Annotated in this window: 21 protein-coding genes; 15 read left to right on the top strand and 6 right to left on the bottom strand. The window is 66.9% G+C overall.

Features of this window, described 5'->3' with window-relative positions; translation table 11 throughout:
- The first annotated feature begins 29 nt into the window (after positions 1-29).
- The 6 genes from ACXN5S_RS00625 to ACXN5S_RS00600 all read left to right on the top strand — a co-directional run bounded on the left by ACXN5S_RS00625 (position 30) and on the right by ACXN5S_RS00600 (position 5943).
- On the top strand, positions 30-467 hold the full coding sequence (locus ACXN5S_RS00625; RefSeq protein WP_458603453.1) for a hypothetical protein: 438 nt from the start codon (positions 30-32) through the stop codon (positions 465-467).
- A gap of 220 nt (positions 468-687) precedes the next feature.
- Positions 688-2835 carry a polyribonucleotide nucleotidyltransferase gene (pnp, locus tag ACXN5S_RS00620; RefSeq protein ID WP_458603452.1) on the top strand — a complete coding sequence of 716 codons (2148 nt, stop codon included), beginning with the start codon at positions 688-690 and terminating at the stop codon, positions 2833-2835.
- A gap of 74 nt (positions 2836-2909) precedes the next feature.
- Positions 2910-3689: a glycosyltransferase family 25 protein gene (locus ACXN5S_RS00615; protein ID WP_458603451.1), complete on the top strand. Its 780-nt coding sequence runs from the start codon at positions 2910-2912 to the stop codon at positions 3687-3689.
- A 140-nt stretch (positions 3690-3829) separates the two neighbouring features.
- On the top strand, positions 3830-4429 hold the full coding sequence (locus tag ACXN5S_RS00610) for a hypothetical protein (RefSeq protein ID WP_458603450.1): 600 nt from the start codon (positions 3830-3832) through the stop codon (positions 4427-4429).
- A gap of 150 nt (positions 4430-4579) precedes the next feature.
- Entirely contained in the window at positions 4580-5218 is a 639-nt protein-coding gene (locus tag ACXN5S_RS00605; protein WP_458603449.1) for a L,D-transpeptidase, read from the top strand.
- Positions 5219-5388: 170 nt separating this feature from the next.
- The gene (locus ACXN5S_RS00600; RefSeq protein WP_458603448.1) at positions 5389-5943 is read left to right on the top strand and encodes a L,D-transpeptidase; all 555 of its coding nucleotides are present in this window, start codon (positions 5389-5391) and stop codon (positions 5941-5943) included.
- Between the two features lie 102 nt (positions 5944-6045).
- On the opposite strand, the gene ACXN5S_RS00595 is transcribed toward ACXN5S_RS00600, so the two are convergent.
- Complete coding sequence (locus ACXN5S_RS00595; RefSeq protein WP_458603447.1) at positions 6046-6699, bottom strand: peroxiredoxin; 654 nt, start codon at positions 6697-6699, stop codon at positions 6046-6048.
- Between the two features lie 230 nt (positions 6700-6929).
- Here ACXN5S_RS00595 and ACXN5S_RS00590 point away from each other — a divergent pair, with 230 nt between their 5' ends.
- Positions 6930-7808, top strand: a complete 879-nt coding sequence (locus ACXN5S_RS00590) for a ring-cleaving dioxygenase (RefSeq protein WP_458603446.1) — start codon at positions 6930-6932, stop codon at positions 7806-7808.
- Between the two features lie 89 nt (positions 7809-7897).
- Here ACXN5S_RS00590 and ACXN5S_RS00585 read toward each other — a convergent pair whose 3' ends face one another.
- Positions 7898-8548, bottom strand: coding sequence for an RluA family pseudouridine synthase (locus ACXN5S_RS00585; protein ID WP_458603445.1), 651 nt, complete (start codon positions 8546-8548; stop codon positions 7898-7900).
- Entirely contained in the window at positions 8538-9326 is a 789-nt protein-coding gene (locus tag ACXN5S_RS00580) for an exodeoxyribonuclease III (protein ID WP_458603444.1), read from the bottom strand. Before ACXN5S_RS00580 ends, ACXN5S_RS00585 begins: the two co-directional genes overlap by 11 nt.
- A gap of 115 nt (positions 9327-9441) precedes the next feature.
- On the opposite strand from ACXN5S_RS00580, the gene ACXN5S_RS00575 reads away from it, so the two are divergent.
- Positions 9442-9885 (top strand): hypothetical protein, encoded by a 444-nt coding sequence (locus ACXN5S_RS00575; protein ID WP_458603443.1) that lies wholly within the window; start codon positions 9442-9444, stop codon positions 9883-9885.
- A gap of 46 nt (positions 9886-9931) precedes the next feature.
- Here ACXN5S_RS00575 and ACXN5S_RS00570 read toward each other — a convergent pair whose 3' ends face one another.
- Both ACXN5S_RS00570 and ACXN5S_RS00565 read right to left on the bottom strand, forming a co-directional pair.
- Positions 9932-10192, bottom strand: coding sequence for a hypothetical protein (locus tag ACXN5S_RS00570; protein ID WP_458603442.1), 261 nt, complete (start codon positions 10190-10192; stop codon positions 9932-9934).
- A gap of 374 nt (positions 10193-10566) precedes the next feature.
- A complete protein-coding gene (locus ACXN5S_RS00565) occupies positions 10567-11253 on the bottom strand; it encodes a response regulator transcription factor (protein WP_458603441.1) in 687 nt (228 codons plus the stop codon).
- Between the two features lie 169 nt (positions 11254-11422).
- On the opposite strand from ACXN5S_RS00565, the gene ribA reads away from it, so the two are divergent.
- On the top strand, positions 11423-12517 hold the full coding sequence (ribA, locus tag ACXN5S_RS00560) for a GTP cyclohydrolase II (protein ID WP_458603440.1): 1095 nt from the start codon (positions 11423-11425) through the stop codon (positions 12515-12517).
- The gene (locus ACXN5S_RS00555; protein ID WP_458603439.1) at positions 12514-13002 is read left to right on the top strand and encodes a L,D-transpeptidase family protein; all 489 of its coding nucleotides are present in this window, start codon (positions 12514-12516) and stop codon (positions 13000-13002) included. Before ribA ends, ACXN5S_RS00555 begins: the two co-directional genes overlap by 4 nt.
- Here the strand turns inward: ACXN5S_RS00555 and ACXN5S_RS00550 are convergent.
- Positions 12999-13661, bottom strand: a complete 663-nt coding sequence (locus tag ACXN5S_RS00550) for a YggS family pyridoxal phosphate-dependent enzyme (protein ID WP_458603438.1) — start codon at positions 13659-13661, stop codon at positions 12999-13001. The genes ACXN5S_RS00555 and ACXN5S_RS00550 overlap by 4 nt on opposite strands.
- Before the next feature lie 231 nt (positions 13662-13892).
- Here ACXN5S_RS00550 and ACXN5S_RS00545 point away from each other — a divergent pair, with 231 nt between their 5' ends.
- The 5 genes from ACXN5S_RS00545 to holA all read left to right on the top strand — a co-directional run bounded on the left by ACXN5S_RS00545 (position 13893) and on the right by holA (position 19653).
- Positions 13893-14930: a porin gene (locus ACXN5S_RS00545; protein WP_458603437.1), complete on the top strand. Its 1038-nt coding sequence runs from the start codon at positions 13893-13895 to the stop codon at positions 14928-14930.
- Positions 14931-15063: 133 nt separating this feature from the next.
- Positions 15064-15495 (top strand): DUF3576 domain-containing protein, encoded by a 432-nt coding sequence (locus ACXN5S_RS00540; protein WP_458603436.1) that lies wholly within the window; start codon positions 15064-15066, stop codon positions 15493-15495.
- An 84-nt stretch (positions 15496-15579) separates the two neighbouring features.
- Positions 15580-18141, top strand: a complete 2562-nt coding sequence (leuS, locus tag ACXN5S_RS00535; protein WP_458603435.1) for a leucine--tRNA ligase — start codon at positions 15580-15582, stop codon at positions 18139-18141.
- Complete coding sequence (locus ACXN5S_RS00530; protein ID WP_458603434.1) at positions 18128-18628, top strand: LPS assembly lipoprotein LptE; 501 nt, start codon at positions 18128-18130, stop codon at positions 18626-18628. Before leuS ends, ACXN5S_RS00530 begins: the two co-directional genes overlap by 14 nt.
- Positions 18625-19653, top strand: a complete 1029-nt coding sequence (gene holA, locus ACXN5S_RS00525) for a DNA polymerase III subunit delta (RefSeq protein WP_458603433.1) — start codon at positions 18625-18627, stop codon at positions 19651-19653. Before ACXN5S_RS00530 ends, holA begins: the two co-directional genes overlap by 4 nt.
- The last annotated feature ends 88 nt before the right edge of the window (positions 19654-19741 follow it).

Raw genomic sequence — 19741 nt, 5'->3', positions numbered from 1 at the left:
TGCCCCCTCCTGAACGACAGGAGAACGCCATGCTTCGCCCCTCGATCCTCGCTGCCCCACTGGTGGCTGTCGCCTATCTCGCCGGCCCGCTCATGGCGCAAGACGCGCTGAACGGCTGGGAGGCGCGCACCACGCTGGAGAATTATTATTCCGCCCTCAGCGACGGGTCCTACCAGCAGGCCTATGGCATGTGGCAGGGCGACGGCGAGGCCAGCGGCCTGAGCTATGACGATCTCGCCGCCGGCTTTGCCGAGACCGAGAGCGTACAGGTGTTCACCGCGGCGCCCGAGATGGAGGGGGCTGCCGGTTCGATCTACGCCACCGTGCCTGTACGCATCGAGGCAGAGCTGGAGGACGGTACGCAGCAGCATTTCGCCGGCAGCTACGTGCTGCGCACCGCCAATGGCGTGGAAGGGGCCGAGCCGGGCTGGTTCATCGAGAGCGCCGAGATCACCGAAACGCAGTAGGGCAGGGGTGTGCCCGCCGCTGCGGGCCCCCGCCAACTCACGCGGACCTTAACGGAAACCCGGTTCCCTTCCGCTGCGAAACCTAGTATGGCCGCGCAATCTGAGACGTGACGCCACGGCCCCGGCGCATGGAACGATGAGAGGGGCCGGCGGCAATGGGGCCGCCATTTGAACGGGAGACCCGGGAACGCCCGGGAGTGCGCCCTTACAGGATACGCAGATGTTTAACGTAGTACGTAAATCGATCCAGTGGGGCGATGAAACGCTCACGCTGGAAACCGGCAAGGTTGCCCGTCAGGCCGACGGCTCTGTCATCGCCACGCTTGGCGAGACCTCCGTCATGGCCAACGTGACCTTCGCCAAGCAGCCGAAGCCGGGGCAGGACTTCTTCCCCCTTACGGTTCACTACCAGGAAAAATACTACGCCGCCGGCAAGATCCCGGGCGGCTTCTTCAAGCGCGAGGCGCGCCCGACCGAGAAAGAGACGCTGACCGCGCGTCTGATCGACCGGCCGATCCGCCCGCTCTTCGTCGAGGGCTTCAAGCATGAAGTGCTCGTGATGTGCACCGTGCTCAGCCACGATCTGGAGAACGACCCCGACGTCGTCGCCATGATCGCCGCCTCTGCCGCGCTGACGATCTCCGGCGTGCCCTTCATGGGCCCGATCGCCGGCTGCCGCGTCGGCTTCGTCGATGGCGAGTATGTCCTCAACCCGACGGTCGACGACATGCAGGGCCTGCGCAACGATCCCGAGCAGCGGCTCGACCTGGTCGTCGCCGGCACCGCCGATGCCGTCATGATGGTGGAATCGGAAGCCTACGAGCTGACCGAGGCCGAAATGCTCGGCGCCGTCACCTTCGCGCATGAGCAGATCCAGCCCGTCATCGGCTGCATCATCGACCTCGCCGAAGAGGCCGCCAAAGAACCCTTCGACTTCCAGCCGCCGGATTATTCCGAGCTGCTTTCCGTCGTGAAGGGCCTGGGCGAAGACGCGATGCGCTCTGCCTATGCCATCACCGACAAGCAGGAGCGGGTCGCCGCTGTCTCTGCCGCCAAGGAGAAGATCAAAGAGGGGCTCAGCGAAGAGCAACTCGAAGATCCGAACCTGGGTACCGCGCTGAAGAAGCTGGAAAGCTCGGTTCTGCGTGGCGACGTCGTGAAGAACGGCCGCCGCATCGACGGCCGCGCCCTCGATCAGGTTCGCCCGATCAACTGCGAGACGGGCCTTCTGCCGCGCACGCACGGCTCGGCGCTGTTCACCCGCGGCGAGACGCAGGGCCTCGTGGTCACCACGCTCGGCACGGGCGACGATGAGCAGTTCATCGACGCGCTGCACGGCAACTTCAAAAGCAACTTCCTGCTGCACTACAACTTCCCGCCCTACTCGGTCGGCGAAGTCGGCCGTGTCGGATCCCCGGGCCGCCGCGAGATCGGCCACGGCAAGCTGGCGTGGCGCGCGCTGCAGGCTGTCCTCCCCGCCGCGACGGACTTCCCCTACACGATCCGTCTCGTCTCGGAGATCACCGAGTCCAACGGCTCCTCCTCGATGGCCTCCGTCTGCGGCGGCTCGCTGTCGATGATGGACGCCGGCGTGCCGCTGAAGGCCGCCGTGGCCGGCGTGGCCATGGGCCTGGTGCTGGAAGATGACGGCTCCTACGCCGTGCTGACCGACATCCTCGGCGACGAGGATCACCTCGGCGACATGGACTTCAAGGTGGCCGGCACCGAGAACGGCATCACCTCGCTGCAGATGGACATCAAGGTCGCCGGCATCACGCCCGCGATCATGGAGAAAGCCCTCGCCCAGGCGAAGGCCGGCCGGATGCACATCCTCGGTGAGATGGGCAAGGCGCTGAACACGGTCAACGAGTTCTCGATCCACGCCCCCCGCATCGAGACGATGCAGATCCCGACCGACAAGATCCGTGAAGTGATCGGCTCGGGCGGCAAGGTGATCCGCGAGATCGTCGAGGTCTCGGGCGCCAAGGTCGACGTCAACGACGACGGTGTCATCAAGATCGCGTCGCCCGACGGCGAAGCCATCCAGAAGGCCTACGACATGATCTACTCGATCGTGGCCGAGCCGGAAGAGGGCAAGATCTACAAGGGCAAGGTCGTGAAGATCGTCGATTTCGGCGCCTTCGTGAACTTCTTCGGCAAGCGCGACGGGCTCGTCCATGTCAGCCAGATCGAGAACCGCCGCCTGAACCACCCCTCCGACGTCCTCAAAGAGGGCCAGGAAGTTTGGGTCAAGCTGTTGGGCTTCGACGATCGCGGCAAGGTTCGCCTGGCGATGAAAGTCGTCAACCAGGAGACCGGCGAAGAAATGACCAAAGAGCAGGCCGAAGCGGCGTCGGCGGAGGAGTGATCCTTCACCGGCCGTAAGGCTACGGGGCTCCCGAACGCAGGTTCGGGAGCCCTTTTCATGCAAGGCTTCCTCCCGTGACCGACCTTCCCATCTTCCTCATCAACCTCGACGCCAGCCCCGAGCGGCTCGCCACCGCCACGGCGGAGCTGTCGCGTGCCGGGCTGCCGTTCACGCGGCTGCCGGCGGTGGATGCGCGCGGGCAGGCGCCCGAGAGCTTCGCAGGCTATGACGACGCGCGGGCCCGACGCTTCTATGGCCGCCCGATGACCGGGGGAGAGGTGGGCTGCTACCTCAGCCATCTGGCTGGCGCCGAGGCGGTGCTGGCAAGCGGCGCCGATATGGGGCTGGTGCTGGAGGATGACTTCACCTTCGCCGCCGAGCACCCGGCCGAGAGCCTGACCGCGCTGGCGGATGCCCTGTGGGGCGGCGCGGCGCCGGGGTGGGAGATCGTTAACGTCGGCCGGGCCGCTCACAAGTATTACACACCGGTGCAGCCGGTTGCCGGGCATATGCTGATGCGCGCGCATTACTTCCCTGTCACGACGACGGGCGTCCTGTGGTCGCGCGCCGGAGCGGAGGCGTTCCTCGCCACACGCGGCGAGATCTACGCCCCGCTCGACCATTTCTTCCGCCGCTTCTTCACCCAGCGGGGCACGGGCCTGGCGCTCACCCCGCCGCTGGTTCTGCCCTCCGGCGATGCCAGCACGATCGACGCGGATGGCAGCCCGGCCAAGGCGCGCAAACGTCTGAGCCGCACACCGCTGTATTTCTGGCGGGAGTTCCGGCGCCAATCGGTGACCTATGCATCGGCGCTGGCCCATCAGCGCCGGTATCGGGCGGGCTCCACCGAGTAACCTTGCTGCAATCCCGTGATCGCCATCGGCGGCGGGTTGCCGAAAAGCCCCATGTTCACAATGTGATGACTGCCGCCAGCGTTGAACGCGGCGAGCCACGATCCACCTCTGGTGCAAACCACAGCTCCATGAGGTCAGTGATGAAAACAGGTCTTACTCTTGCCGCCGCGGCTGCTACCGCTGCCGCTCTTTCCGCCCCCGCCTATGCGCAGAACGTCGGTGACGTGAATGTCGGCGCCGGTCTGTCGACGCTCGGCGGTGTCGTCGAGGGCAGCTATCAGATCACCCCGCAGATCGCCGTGCGCGGCATCGCCAACGGCACCTTTGGCCTTGGCGTTGAATCTTCGCTCGACGAGTACGAGTTCGACGGCGATGCCCAGCTCGGCGGCGTCGGCCTGCTGGCCGACTACTACATCGGCGGCAGCGGCGTGCGCGTCTCCGGCGGTCTCTACGTGCCGACGGGCGAGCTGGAGGGCACCTTCACCAGCGAAGGGCAAACCTTCGACGGCCAGGCTTCCTTCGCCGACGATGTCGCGCCGATGGCGACCATCGGTTACCGCTACGGGTTCAACAACGGCCTCACGCTGACGGCCGAGGCGGGCGCGATCTTCTCCGATTACTCCGTCACCACGACGAGCAGCGACCCCGCCGACCAGGCCGAGGCGAAGCGCCTGACTGACGATGCCAACGATTGGGGCGCCTTCCCCTATGTGGCGCTGACGGCCGGCTTCAGCTTCTGATCCACTAAGCACGGGGTGGCGGCAGGTCTGCCGCCCCGTTGCGCCAGTGCCTCACAAAGTTGAGACATCGGTTGTTAGAGGAACGCCCGAGGCCGTATATCGTTGAAGATCAGGATGCCGCGGGTCGCGGCGTGAGAATAAGGGGTCTTCATGTACTCGCGACGCACGTTCCTTGCCGGCACCGTTGCCAGCCTCGCGGCTGGCCCTGCCCTCGCCCAAACGGCTGCGGCCCCCCTGCAGCTCGACATCACCCCCGAATCGACGGCGCCGCTGGGTATCAACCTGCCGCCCGACATGGAGGGCGATTATGTGATCCCTGAGGAATACCGCGCCCAGATCGTGCCGATCCAGGCGGGTATCCCGGCGAACCAGATCCACATCGTTCCGCATAATTACCACCTCTACTTCACGCTGCCCGACGCACAGGCGATCCGCTACGGCGTGGCCGTGGGGCAGGAGGGGCTGGGCTGGTCCGGCTCGGCCACCATCCAGCGCAAGGTGGAATGGCCCTCGTGGCGCCCGACCGACGAGATGATCGAGCGCAACCCGGCCGCCTATGAGCAATATGCCGACGGTATGCCCGGCGGCCCGACCAACCCGCTCGGCGCGCGGGCGCTCTATTTCTTCCAGGGCGAGCGCGACACGGCGATTCGGATTCACGGCACGACGAACCCCGCCTCGATCGGCAGCTCGGCCTCGAACGGCTGCTTCCGTATGTACAACAGCCATGTGATCGACCTCTACCAGCGCGTGCCGCTGGGAACGGCGGCCTTCGCCTACGCCGTCTGAACCATCAGATTTCGCTGCCCTTTGAAGCCCCCGCCCAACTGGCGGGGGCTTTTGCGTGCGGGGCACAGGCTGGGGGAAATCGGCGGGCGGGGCGCTGAAAGGTTAGGGATCGCGTAACCACGGCGTGGTAGTTTGCCGGCAAAACAAGCAGGCAATAACAGGCAATACCCATGACCAATCGGCGAGCATTCCTCTCCGGCGCCGTGGCCAGCATTCTGGCGACGCCGGCTTTGGCACAGACGACCTGGCGCATGCCGCGCGAATTCCGCCCCACTCTGGTGGGCATCGCGCCCGGGCAGATTCCCGGCTCGATCCGGGTCGATTCGGATGGCACCTGGCTCTACCACATCCTCGATGAAGAGACGGCGCGCCGGTACAAGATCGCCGTGGGCGCTGAAGGCCGGCAGTTCCGCGGCACCGCCTATGTGGGCCGCAAGGAGGAATGGCCGTCGTGGCGCCCCACCGCCAGCATGATTGCGCATGAACCCGACGTGTATGGCCCCTTCCGGCAAGGTCTGCCGGGCGGGCATGAGATGAACCCGCTGGGTGCGCGGGCGCTCTATCTCTACCAGAACGGGCGGGACACTCTGTTCCGCATCCATGGCACGCCGCAGCCCTGGACGATGGGGCAGAGCTTCTCCTCCGGCTGCGTGCGGCTCATCAACCAGCATGTCGAAGAGCTCTACGATCTCGTGCCGATCGGTACGCCGGTGATCGCCGCCTGAGGATCGGGCGAGACCTGTTGCGCGGCGCCGCTGCAGACGGCCCAAATAGAAAACGGGCGGCAGATTGCTCTGCCGCCCGTTCCTGTCTGAAACCCGCCGCTCTTACGAGGGCAGCTTCGCGGTGCGCAGATACGGCAACACCTTGTTGAACTCGCCGTACTTCGCCTTCGCGTCTTCGTCGCTGACCGAAGCGGGGATGATGATGTCCTGGCCGACGGCCCAGTCGGCGGGCGTCGCCACGCCGCGGTTGGCGCTGGTTTGCAGCCCGTCGAGCGCGCGCAGAACTTCGGAGAAGTTGCGCCCCACCGTCATCGGGTAGGTCATCGACAGCTTCAGCTTCTTGTCGGGGCCGATGATGAACACCGAGCGCACCGTCTGGCTGTCAGCCGGCGTCGGGTTGTCGGGCAGGTAATGCTCGGCCTCGAGCATGTCGAAGGCCTTGGCGACGGTCAGGTCCTTGTCGGCCACGATCGGGAAGGTGGCTTCACGGCCCGCGACGGTCGAGATGTCGCCCTTCCACTTCTTGTGGTCTTCGGCCGAGTCGACCGACACGCCCATCACCTTGGTGCCGCGCTTCTCCCACTCGTCGGCCAGCTTGGCGACGGCGCTGAATTCGGTGGTGCAAACCGGCGTGAAATCCTTGGGGTGCGAGAACAGGATCGCCCAGCTGTCGCCGATCCACTCATGGAGCGACAGGGTGCCTTGATCCGTCTCGACGGTCAGGTCGGGGATGGTGTCGTTCAGTCTCAGTCCCATTTCGGTCTCCCTCATATGGTCTGCTGCAGGTCTCGCCCCTGCGCGTCTCGCGGGCTTATCCCGCGTGTTGCATGACATATAGGCACCATGGCCGCGGCCTGCCAGAACCCCTGCGCCAACTGCATGGCGGGCAGTCGCGCATTGGGCATCGGGCCGCGTAAACTGCACAGAGGCAGTGGTTCTGCGGCGCAGAGAGCCTACATTAAGGACAAACCGCCAGGAGACATTCAATGTTCCCCACGATTCCCGGACTCCATCATGTGACGTCCATCGCCTCGAACGCGCGGGCGAACGATGATTTCTACACCAACAAGCTCGGCCTGCGCCGTGTGAAGAAGACGGTGAATTTCGACGCGCCCGACGTCTACCACCTCTACTTCGGCGACAAGGCCGGCCGCCCCGGTACGCTGTGGACGAGCTTCCCCTTCACCAACGCCCGCCGCGGCACGCCCGGCACGGGCACCACGGTGCGCACCTCCTTCGCCGTGCCGAACGACGCGCTGGATTACTGGGAGGCCACAATAGGCGGCCGCCGCGACACCACCTTCGGCGCCGAGCGGCTGGTCTTCGAAGGGCCGGATGGCGAGGGGCTGGCGCTCGTCGCCGAGGCCGAGGGGCAGGGCCCCGATATCCGCTCACTCCATTCGGTGACACTCAGCCTGCGCGATGGCGGGCCGGAGGCGGAGCTGCTCAGCCTGATGGGCTTCGAGGAGGTTGCCGAGGAGGGCCACGAGCGCCTGTTCACCGCCCCCGGCGACGCGCATGGCAAGAGCGTGATCCTCGCCGTGCGCCCCGATGCGCCGCGCGCGCAGGAGGGCGCCGGCTCGGTGCACCACGTTGCCTTCCGCGTCGCAGACGACGCCGCCCAGCAGAAGGCGCGCGAGGCGCTGGCCGAGGTCGGCCTGCACGCGACCGAGGTGAAGGACCGCGACTACTTCCGCTCGATCTACTTCCGCACCCCCGGCGGCGTGCTGTTCGAGATCGCCACCGACGGGCCCGGCTTCGATGCCGACGAGCCGGCAGAGAACATGGGCAGCGCCCTGAAGCTGCCGACCCAGCACGAGCACCTGCGCGGGCGGCTCGAAGAAGAGCTGATGCCGCTGGATTGAGGCGGGGCAGGGGCGGTGGCGGGCTGAAGTCCGCCCTACGGGCCCAAGTGGCGGTTGGTAGGTCGGGCTTCAGCCCGGCCCGCCCACGCTTAGAACGGGCACTTCGCCTTGAACGTCAGGCCCTTGCCGCCATCTGGGTGGCGCAGGCGTAGCCGCTCGGAATGCAGCATCAGCCTGTCCGCTGCCGCCAGCGCCTCGCCAGTCGCGTAGAAGGGATCGCCCAGGATCGGGTGGCCGAGCGCCTGCATGTGCACGCGCAGCTGGTGCGAGCGTCCGGTGTGCGGGAACAGCCGCACCCGCGTCTCGCCGCCGCCCCGCTTGGCGACCTTCCAGTCCGTCACTGCCTTGCGGCCGTTCTCGTGATCGACCATCTGCCGAGGGCGGTTCGGCCAGTCGACGATCAGCGGCAGATCGACCGTTCCCGAATCCTCCTCCATCTCGCCCCAGACGCGGGCGAGATACTCCTTCTTGATCTGCCGCTTCTCGAATTGCAGGCCGAGGTGCCGCTGGGCATGGGGCGTCAATGCGAAGACCATGACGCCCGAGGTGTCGCGATCGAGCCGGTGCACCAGCAGCGCCATGGGAAAGGCGGCGGCGACGCGCGCCATCAGGCAATCGGCCAGCTCCGGCCCCTTGCCGGGCACCGAGAGCAGGCCGGCCGGCTTGTCGACCACGACGATCTCGTGATCCTCGTGGATCACGGCCAGCGGCGTGTCGGGGGGATTGTACTCAGAGGTCAAAGGTCGCGAACACTGGCGCGTGGTCAGACGGCTGCTCCCACCCGCGCGCCGGGCGGTGGATGCGGCTGGAATGGGCGGCAGAGGCGGTGTCGCCAGAGGCCCAGATGTGATCGAGCCGGCGGCCCTTGTCGGCATTGTCCCAATCGGGGCTGCGATAGGACCACCAGGAATAAAGGTTGCCGCTCGGCATGTCGGCGCGGGTGACATCAACCCAGCCGCCGGCCTCGCGCGTGTCTTCGAAGAGCTCCACCTCAACCGGGGTATGGCTGACGACCTTCAGAAGTTGCTTGTGGTTCCATACGTCATCCTCGCGCGGGGCAATGTTGAGATCGCCGACGAGGATGGATTTGCGCGGCCGCTGCGCGCCGAAATGGTCGCGCATATGGGCGAAGTAATCGAGCTTCTGGCCGAACTTGGCGTTCACCTGCCGGTCAGGCACGTCGCCGCCGGCGGGAGCATAGACGTTGTGGATCTCCACGCCGTTTTCCAGCCGCGCGGCAACATGGCGGGCATGGCCCATCTGGGCGAAGTCATGTGCGCCGACCTCTTCGAGGGGCAGTTTCGAGAAGATGGCGACGCCATTGTAACCCTTCTGCCCGCGCGCGACCCAATGGGTGAAGCCGAGGCCGGCGAAGGTCTCCAGCGGGATCTTCTCGACCGGTGACTTGCATTCCTGCAGGCACAGAACGTCCGGCGCCTCTTCCTCCATCAGCCGGGCCACGAGGCCTTCGCGCAGGCGCACGGAATTGATGTTCCAGGTGGCGAGGGTGAAGGGCATGGCAGTCTCCGTCTGGCGAGGCCGCGACCCTAGTCTTCCCCGCCCCGGGCCTCAAGCCGCGGCGGCTTGCGCGCCGGGCGCGGGAGAGAGAAGCTGGCCGCCGGGAGGATCAATCATGCGCATCATCGCCTTGAGCGCCGCGCTGGCGCTCGCCGCCGTGCCGGCCGCGGCCGAGACCATCGGCCGCATCTCGCTGAAAATCGGCCTTCAGGCCTATCTCTTCGATGTCACCGACGAGACGGGCGAGAGCGGCTTTTCGCCCGAGCAGCAGGCGCGGTTCACTGGCGAGGGCCCGAGCGGAGCGACCCTGACGCTCACCTTCGACGGCAGCGCGCTGGGGCAGGTGGAGGCAAAGCTGAGCTGGATTCAGGCGGATGGCGAGGCATGGAGCAGCGAAGGCCGCCCGATGGACGTCGCCGTCACGCGGCACCGGCTGGAGGATGGAAAGCTGTTTCTGGAGGGGCGGCTGCGCGGCGCTCTTGGCAATGGCGAGACGGGCGTGCCGGTCGATGGGCTCTTCGGGGTCGAGCTGCCGCCGGACGAGCCCGCGGGCGACTAGCGAGAGGGTGCCGGGGCGGCCGAGCCGCCCCGGCGGTGGCCGGATCTCACGGCGTGATCGTATAGGTGCCGACGTTGCACAGGTTGACGCTGTCGTAGATCACCGAGCCCTCGATGAACTCGAATTTGAAATCGTAGAGGCATTCCTGAACGTTGGCGAAAGTCAGCGGCATGATGCTGCGGTTGTTCAGCACGCGGTTGCCGAGCAGATCCTCGCCGTAGTTATCGAAACTGCGGGGCGTGGCATAAAGCCGGTAGAGCGTGATGCCCGACATGTTCTGAATGCGAATTGTGAGGTTGTCCGCCATCGCGGGCGCGCTGGATAGCATCGCGAGCAACAGGGCGAACGCTGGCAGAAATCTCTTGATCAACGACATTGACCTCTTCCCTTATTTATTGCGGCAAAATGTACCGATGACCCAAGCTAAGGCTCGCGCTGGCGTGAGGGCAACGTAAATCGCGCGTGACGCTGGGGGGAAAGCGCGGCGTCGCCGCACCCTCCCTTCGAATTTGTAATTAAAATACAGAGACTTAAGGATGTTGGCGCCCGAGCCGCTCGCCGTGCCCGCCTGCCAGGTGAACCCTTCGTCGGAGGTTCAGGGGTGACCTTATCGCCTCAAAAGTTCGGGCGGCATGTAGCCGCCCGAAACAATCCATCACCCATATTCTGGCCTCGCCTGCCTCAGGCGACCAACCGATAACCACCTGATTCGGTGACCAAAAGCCGGGCGTTCGAGGGGTCGGGCTCGATCTTCTGGCGGAGGCGGTAGATATGCGTCTCCAGCGTGTGGGTGGTGACGCCGGCGTTGTAGCCCCACACCTCGTGCAGCAGCACATCGCGCGGCACCACGCCTTCCGAGGCGCGATAGAGGAACTTCAGGATGTTCGTCTCTTTCTCCGTCAGCCGCACCTTCTTCTCGTCTTCCGTCAGCAGCAGCTTCTGCGCCGGCTTGAACGTGTACGGGCCGAGCGTGAAGATCGCGTCTTCGCTCTGCTCGTGGCTGCGCAGCTGGGCGCGGATTCGGGCCAGCAGCACGGGGAATTTGAACGGCTTCGAGATGTAGTCGTTCGCGCCGGCATCAAGCCCGAGGATGGTGTCGCTGTCGCTGTCATGCCCGGTGAGCATGAGGATGGGGCATTTCACGCCCTGCTTGCGCATCAGCTTGCACAGCTCGCGCCCGTCGGTATCGGGCAGCCCGACATCGAGAATGACCAGGTCATAATGGCCTTCCTTGGCCTTGGTCATTGCATCGGCGCCGCTGCCGGCCTCGAAGACGTCGAAATCCTCGGTCATCACGAGCTGCTCGCTGAGCGCCTCGCGCAGATCGTCATCGTCGTCGACAAGCAGAATTTTCCGCAGTTGAGCCATGGTGTTCTCCTAACGAAGTCTTGAGCTTCAGATGTGAGTGAACACGTATCTCGGCAACGTTTCTGACAGCGCCTCACGCCGACGTGTCGCCTGACGGCCTAATGTTTCAATCTTGTACCAAAGCGACTATCTGGCGAACGCGGCCGGGGGCCGCGCGGCGGAGCGGCGGATGAGTCTTCTACCCAATATTCATGAGCTGAAGGCTCGGGCCCGGGCCGATCTGCGCATCGGCCTGCCCGTGGCCCTGACCGAGGGGGCCGAGGCGGGCGCGCTGGTGCTCTCGGCAGAAACGGTGACAGCCGATCGGCTGGAAGAGCTGCGCCGGCTGGGCGGGGAGCTGAGCCTGGCGCTGACGCGCCGCCGGGCCGAGACACTGCGCATTCAGGTTTACGATGACGATCTGGCCCGCGTGATCCTGCCGGCCGATGCGGGGCCGTCCTGGGTTTCCAAGCTCGCTGACCCGTCGGGCGATCTGGGCGCACCGCTGCGCGGCCCGCTGAAGGCCCGGCGCGGCGGCGGGCCCGGGCTGGCGCGCGCGGCGCTACGGCTGGGCAAGGATGCGCGGCTCTTGCCCGCGGCGCTGGTGTTGGAGCTCCCGGTGACCGAGGTGCGCCGCATCGCGAGGGAGCAGAACCTTACGCTGCTGCCCGCGGACGCTCTGCTGACCAAAGAGATGACGGCGCTCGCCCCAGTGGCGCAGGCCTTCGTGCCGTTGCTGGGCGCCGAAAATTCGCGGCTGCATATCTTTCGGCCCGCGGATGGCGGCGAAGAGCATTACGCTGTGGAGATCGGCACGCCCGACCGCGACGCCCCCGTCCTCGCCCGCCTGCATTCGGCCTGCCTTACTGGCGATCTGCTCGGCAGCCTCAAATGCGATTGCGGCCCGCAGCTGCGCGCCGCCATCGCGCAGATGGGGGCCGAGGGCGCCGGCGTGCTGCTCTATCTCAATCAGGAGGGGCGGGGCATTGGCCTGGCCAACAAGATGCGCGCCTATGCGCTGCAGGATCAGGGCTTCGACACGGTCGAGGCGAACCACCGGCTCGGCTTTGAGGATGACGAGCGCGATTTCCGGCTGGGTGCCGAGATCCTCCGCCAGCTCGGCTTCTCCTCGGTGCGGCTGATGACGAACAACCCCGCCAAGGTGGCTCGAATGCAGGAAAGTGGGCTGCAGGTGACCGAGCGGGTGCCGCTGCAGGTGGGCCGCAACCCGCTGAACTCGCGCTACCTCGACACCAAGGCGCAGAAATCCGGGCACGTCCTTTGACGGCAGAGTTGCGCCTCACCCCGCGCGGGCTGCTGTTTCAGGGGGAGCTCTATCCCTGCAGCATCGGGCGCGGCGGCCTGACGGGTGCGAAAGTTGAGGGGGATGGCGCCACCCCCCGGGGGCGGCACCGCATCACATCGACGCTCTATCGGCCGGACAGGCTTGCGCCTCCGGCGCCCTGGGCAGAGCCGATCCGGCCCGGCGACCTCTGGTCTGACGATCCCGATGATCCGGCGTACAACAGCCGCATTCGCGCGCCCCATGCCGCCTCGCACGAGAAGCTGCGCCTGGCCAACCCTCTCTACGATCTGATCCTGGTGACGGATTGGAACATGGAGCCCGCGCGCCCGGGCTACGGCTCGGCCATCTTCATCCACCAATGGCGCCGGCCGGGCTTTCCCACCGCCGGCTGCATCGCGCTGCCGCGCCCGGTGCTCTCGCACATCGCGCAGCGGCTCGCCCCCGGAGCCGAGCTGATCGTCTAGCCCGGCTGGCGCGGCGTCCGCTCGCCGAAGATGGCGGAGCCGACGCGCACCAAAGTCGCCCCCTCTTCGATGGCGGTCTCGAAATCGGCGCTCATGCCCATCGAGAGCTCGGGCAGCCCGAGCTCTTCGGCCAGGCCGCGCAGCAGGGCGAAATGCTTGGCTGCGTCTTCGTCCACCGGCGGGATGCACATGAGACCGCGCACCGGCAGATCCATCGACCGGCACTCCCGCACGAATCCCTCGGCTTCGTCCGGCAGCACGCCGGCCTTCTGCGGCTCGGCGCCGGTGTTCACCTGTACCATCAGCTCTGGGCAACGCCCCATCTCCTGCGCCAGGCGCGCAATGGTGGCTGCGAGCTTGGGGCGGTCGAGCGTGTGGATGGCCTCGGCCAGCTCCATAGCCTGGCGGGCCTTGTTCGTTTGCAGCGGGCCGATGATGTGCAACTCGATTCCGGAGTAGCGCTCGCGCAGCTCGGGCCAGCGGCCCGCCGCCTCCTGCACGCGGTTTTCACCGAAGATCCGCTGGCCCTCTTCCAGCACCGCTTCGATTCGATCCGCTGGTTGCTGCTTCGATACGGCGATGAGCCTCAGGCTCTCCGCACTTCGGCCCGCCCGGGCGAGCGCCGCGTCGATTCTGCCCTGGATCGTTGCCAAGCCCATCTTAGACCTCTGAATTCTCTTGCGTTAAAGGCCCCAGGCGTATCCGGGCGCCTCGCCCGGAATTTGCCACAGGCATGGCCCGATAGCCATCTGTGTGTCTCACATGCATCATATGGCGCGGCCCGCCGGCAGGCTGGCCCAATTCTCTTGAGGTCGTGGCCGCTTCTGCGCAAAAGCATCCCCAATGCTAGCAGGACTGGCATTCTGAGAATGCAATCACGAGGGAAAAACATGAAAAGCATCCTCCTCGCCTCGGCCTCTGTCTTCGCCTTCGCGGGCGCGGCGGCAGCTGAAGTTTCCTTCACGGCCGAAGCTACCGTTGGCTACAACGACACGGACGTCGCCGCTGTTGCTGACGATCCGACCGGCTTCTACTGGAGCGCCGAGCTCGACATCACCGCCGAGCAGCAGCTCGACAACGGTCTGACCATCGGCTTCACCATCGGCGGCGACCTGGTCGACGACGATCTGGGCATGGCCCTCGCTCTCGACGGCTACGAGCTCTATGTCACCACCGACATGGCCTCCGTCTACGTGGGCGACACCGCCCTGGCCGCCGACGAGTACTTCTCGACGACCGACGGCATGGATGTCGGCTTCGACGGCGACGGTGTGGGCGACGCGGTTCTCCGTGGCGAGTTCACCTTCGGCACCTTCTCGACTTACACGTCCTACAGCATCTTCGCTGACGGTTCGTTCCAGGGCGTGCAGACGGTTCTCTCCGGCTCCTTCGGCGCCTTCGACGTGATGGCCGCCTACCAGGACGACCAGGGCGACTCCGGCAACGAAGTCTTCGGTGTGTCTGTCGGCACCACCTTCGGCGCTGCTGACCTGACCGTTGCCTACACGAAGAACCAGACGACCGACGCCGACTCCACCGGCATCGAAGCGTCCTACCCGATCGGCCCCGTCACGGTTGGTGGCTACTACGCCATGAACAGCGACGTTCCGGACGAGTACGGCCTCTCCGCCGACTACTCGAACGGCCCGATCATGGTGAGCGTGTACTACGACACCGATGACACGGGTGCCGACGACTACGGCATCGAAGGCTCCTACGATCTCGGCAACGGCATCATGGTCCGCGCCGGTCTGATCGACCTGGCCGCCACCGACCCCGACTACTACGTCGGCGCCGAGTGGGATCTGGGTTCGGGCGCGTCCCTGCTCTTCTCCTACGCGGAAGACCCGGACGAATCCGCCGAAGACGAAATCGGCGATCCCGAGTACCAGCAGGGCCTCACCGTCGAGGCGACCTTCGAGTTCTGATCCAAACCGGATCGATCTTAGCGAGAGCGGCCCCCCGGGGGCCGCTCTTTGCGTTTGCGGGCATTGCGGCTTGTGACAGGCCATTGCCTTCGCTAGACCTTTGCCGACTGCAACAAGGCGTATCGGGGGAGCCATGGTAAAGGCTGCATCGCTCAAGACAGGCGTTCTGCTGCTGGCGGCTCTGGCCCTATCCGGTTGCAGCACGCTGTTCGGCGGCACCCCCAGCGAGCCGGCCGTCCGCCAGGCCGCGCGCACGGCGGGGGCCGAGAATGTGGCGGTGAATCGCTACCTCTGGTCCGCCGCGCTGGATGTGCTCTCCTTCCTGCCGATCGAAAGCGTCGACCCCTTCACCGGCGTTATCGTCTTCGGCTACGGCACGCCGCCCGGCGGCAGCACGGCCTATCGTGCCACGGTGCATGTCAAGGACCCGGCGCTCGACGCGCGCTCGCTGAACGTCGCGCTCGCCACCCGCGGCGGCGCCGTTGCGGCCGAGACGCAGATCGCCATCGAGGATGCCATCCTCACCCGCGCCCGCCAGATCCGCATCGCCGACGGCGCGCTTTAAAGGCTGTTCTGGCCCCGGGGGCGGAAGCCCGCTATCACGCCACGCAAAGACGAGCCCGCCAGCGGGGCCGAAGAGGATATGCAGATGTCGCGCTATACGCCGAGTGAAATCGAGCCGAAATGGCAGGCCGCCTGGGACGAGGCCGGCACCTTCCGCGCCGAGATTTCCGACAAGCCGAAATACTACGTGCTCGAGATGTTCCCCTACCCGTCGGGGCGAATTCACATCGGCCATGTGCGCAATTACACGATGGGTGACGTCATCGCGCGCTACAAGCTGGCGCGCGGCTTCAACGTTCTGCACCCGATGGGGTGGGACGCCTTCGGGATGCCGGCGGAGAACGCCGCCATGGCCTCCGGCGGGCACCCCAAGGAGTGGACCTACCAGAACATCGCCGACATGAAGGCGCAGATGAAGCCGCTCGGCTGGTCTCTGGACTGGTCCCGCGAGTTCGCGACCTGCGACCCGGAGTACTACGGCCAGCAGCAGGCCCTCTTCCTCGACATGCTCGAGGCCGGCCTCGTCTACCGCAAGAATGCCGTGGTGAACTGGGATCCGGTCGACATGACCGTGCTCGCCAACGAGCAGGTCGAGAACGGCCGCGGCTGGCGCTCGGGCGCCGAGGTCGAGCGGCGCGAGCTGACGCAGTGGTTCTTCAAGATCTCCGCCTATTCGGAGGAGTTGCTGGACGCCATCGACAGCCTCGATGACTGGCCCGCCAAGGTGAAGCTGATGCAGGCCAACTGGATCGGCCGGTCGCGCGGCCTGTCCTTCGACTTCGGCCTCAAGGGTGCCCCGGCCGGGTGGGAGAGCCTGCCGGTCTACACCACCCGCCCCGACACGATGATGGGCCCCACATTCGCCGCCATCGCCGTCGATCACCCGCTGGCGCGCGAGCTGGCTACCTCCTCGCCGGAGGTTGCGACCTTCTGCGCCGAGGCCCGCAAGGGCGGCACGACGGAAGAGGCGCTGGAGACGGCCGAGAAGCTGGGCTTCGACACCGGCATCAAGGTCACCCACCCCGCCGATCCCTCCTTCGAGCTGCCGCTCTACATCGCCAACTTCGTGCTGATGGATTACGGCACCGGCGCCGTCATCGGCTGCCCTGCCCATGACCAGCGCGACCTCGACTTCGCCCGCAAATACGGGCTGCCGGTGATCGACGTCTTCAAGCCGCTCGGCAGCGACGAGAGCGTCGGCGACACCGCCTTCGTGCCCGCGAAGACCGAGATGGTGCGCTACGTCTGCTGGCACGGCGACCCCGGCACCGAGATCACCTGCCAGGAGGCGATGGACCGCACGCTCGCGCTCTACGAAGAGAAGAGCTGGGGCCACGCGCACACCCAGTTCCGCCTGCGCGACTGGGGCCTCTCCCGCCAGCGCTACTGGGGCTGCCCGATCCCCGTCGTCCATTGCGAGGCCTGCGGCGTCGTGCCCGAGCGCAAGGAGAACCTGCCGATCCGCCTGCCGGATGACGTCAGCTTCGACGTGCCCGGCAACCCGCTGGACCGCCACCCGACGTGGCGCGACTGCGCCTGCCCGAGCTGCGGCGCCCCCGCCCGGCGCGAGACGGACACGATGGACACCTTCGTCGATTCGTCCTGGTACTACGCGCGCTTCACCGCGCCCCGGGCGGAGACGCCGACCGATCCGGAGGCGGCGGCCTACTGGATGAACGTCGACCAGTATATCGGCGGCATCGAGCACGCGATCCTGCACCTGCTCTACTCCCGCTTCTTCGCTCGGGCGATGCACAAGACCGGCCACCTGCCGGCCTTCGCCATCGAGCCGTTCAACGCGCTCTTCACGCAAGGCATGGTCACGCACGCCATCTACAAGAGCGCCGGCGCCGATGGCCGGGCCGTCTACCACTTCCCCGAAGAGGTCGAGCTGCGCGGTGACCGCGCCTATCTGAAGGAAGGCGGCGCCGAGGTAGAGGTGATCCCCTCCGCCAAGATGTCGAAATCCAAGCGCAACGTCGTCGACCCGGTGGATATCGTCAGCCAGTTCGGCGCCGATACCGCGCGCTGGTTCGTCCTCTCCGACAGCCCGCCCGAGCGCGACGTGGAATGGACAGCCTCTGGAGCCGAGGCGTCGGCGAAGCACCTCGCCCGCGTCTGGCGCATCGTCACCGAGCTGCCCGAGGCGCCCGAGACGGCGCCGCAAGGGGCCGACGAGGAGCTGGCGAAGGTGGTGCACCGCACGATCCACGATGTCACGATGGGGCTGGAAAGCTTTGGCTTCAACGCCGCCATCGCCAAGCTCTACGGGCTGACGAGCGCCCTCTCCAAATCGCCCGCCTCGCGCGCCGCGAAGACAGAGGCCGCCCGCATGCTGGCGCAGCTGATGTCGCCCTTTACGCCGCATCTGGCCGAAGAGGTCTGGGCCGCGCTCGGGGGCGAGGGGATGGTCACCGGCGCGCCCTGGCCGGAGGCCGACGAGAGCCTGCTCACCGATGACAGCGTGACGCTGCCGATCCAGGTGAACGGCAAGCGCCGCGCCGAGATCACCGTGCCCAAAGAAATGGGCAAGGCCGAGATCGAGGCTTTGGTGCTGGAGCATGAGGCTGTGCAGAAGCAGCTGAACGGCGGCGCGCCGAAGAAGCTGATCGTCGTGCCCGGGCGCATCGTCAATGTCGTGGTCTAGGCGGGGCTTCCTTCTGGCTCTGCCGGCCGTCGCCATCTCCGGTTTGGGGGCGGGCTGCGGCTTTACCCCCGCCTTCGCGCCCGGCGGCGCCGGCAGCGAGCTCTTCGGCGCCACCGCCTATGATGTGCCCGATACCCCCGAGGGCTACCGCCTGCGCGCCCGCCTGCAGGAGCGGCTGGGCCAGGCGGGCGCCGACGCGCCCTATAGCCTGACGGCGACCCTCACGCTTATCCCGCGCGAGGCGGCGCTGTCGCCCGGTGGAGAGGTCGTGCGCCGTGCCCTGCGCGGAGAGGCGCCCTGGGCGCTCAGCGGGCCCATGGGTGAGCTCGCGTCCGGCACCGTCTCCAGCTTCGTCGCCTGGCCCTCCAGCGGCTCCACAGTGGCCGTGCGCGCGGCAGAGGACGATGCCCGGGGCCGTCTCGCCGTGCAGCTCGCCGATCTCATCGTGACAGAGGCGCTGGGGGCGGTCGCCGGGGCGGGCGGATGAAGCTCTCCACCCGCGATGCCCGGAGCTTTCTGACGCGCCCCGATCCGCGCATGGGCGCGGTGCTGATCTACGGCGCTGACCCGATGCGTGTTGCCGCCGCCCGTCAGAAGCTGGTCGCGGCCCTCATCGGCCCCGAGGGAGAGGCCGAGATGCGCCTCACCCGCCTGCCGGCTGCCGAGCTGCGCAAAGACGGCGCCCTGCTCGACGATGCCATGCGGGCGCAGAGCTTTTTCCCCGGCGCTCGGGTGGCGCTGGTGGAGGAAGCGGCGGACGGACTCGCCCCGACGATCAAGGCGGCGATAGGCGCGCGGCAGGAGGGCGACGCCACCATCGTCGTCACCGCCGGTGCGCTCGCCGCCCGCTCGGCCCTGCGGAAACTCTTCGAGGGCGACAAGGGGGCCGCCTGCATCGCCCTCTACGACGACCCGCCGGGTCCGGAGGAGATTGCCGAGATGTTGCAGGCCGCCGGCCTGCGCGATGCCTCGCCCGAGGCCCGCGCCGATCTGGCGGAACTCGCTCGTGCGCTGGAGCCTGGGGACTTCCGCCAGACCGTCGAGAAGCTCGGCCTCTACAAGTACGGCGATTCGGCGCCCGTGCAGCCGGAGGATGTCGCCGCCGTCGCCCCCGTCTCGGCCGAGGCCGAACTCGACGAGCTGCTGCTGGCGCTGGGTGATGGGCGGGCCGATCTTGTGCCCGGCCTCGTCAGCCGGCTGGAGGCGCAGGGCAGCGGCGCTGTCAGCCTTTCCATTGCCGTGCTCCGGCACTTCCGCCAGATGCATGCGGCGGCGAGCGACCCTGAAGGGCCGGCCAAGGGCATTGCCCGCGCCCGCCCGCCGATTTGGGGGCCGCGCCGCGATGCGATGATCCGCTCTGCCGCGAAATGGGGGCGCATCCGGCTGGAAAGCGCCATCGGCCTGCTCATCGAGGCGGACATGACGCTGCGCTCCGCGAGCCGGGCACCGGCCATGCCGCTGCTGGAGCGGCTGCTCATTCGCCTGGCGATGATGGGGCGCGACCGGGGCTGAAGGCCCGCGCGTCAGCGCCTCGCAGACATCTCAACAGCACAAACGAAAACCGGCGGGCCGATGGCCCGCCGGTTCATGACGATCCCCG

The sequence above is a fragment of the Pseudoroseicyclus sp. H15 genome (assembly GCF_054353345.1).
This window is presented reverse-complemented; position numbering and strand designations above follow the sequence as displayed.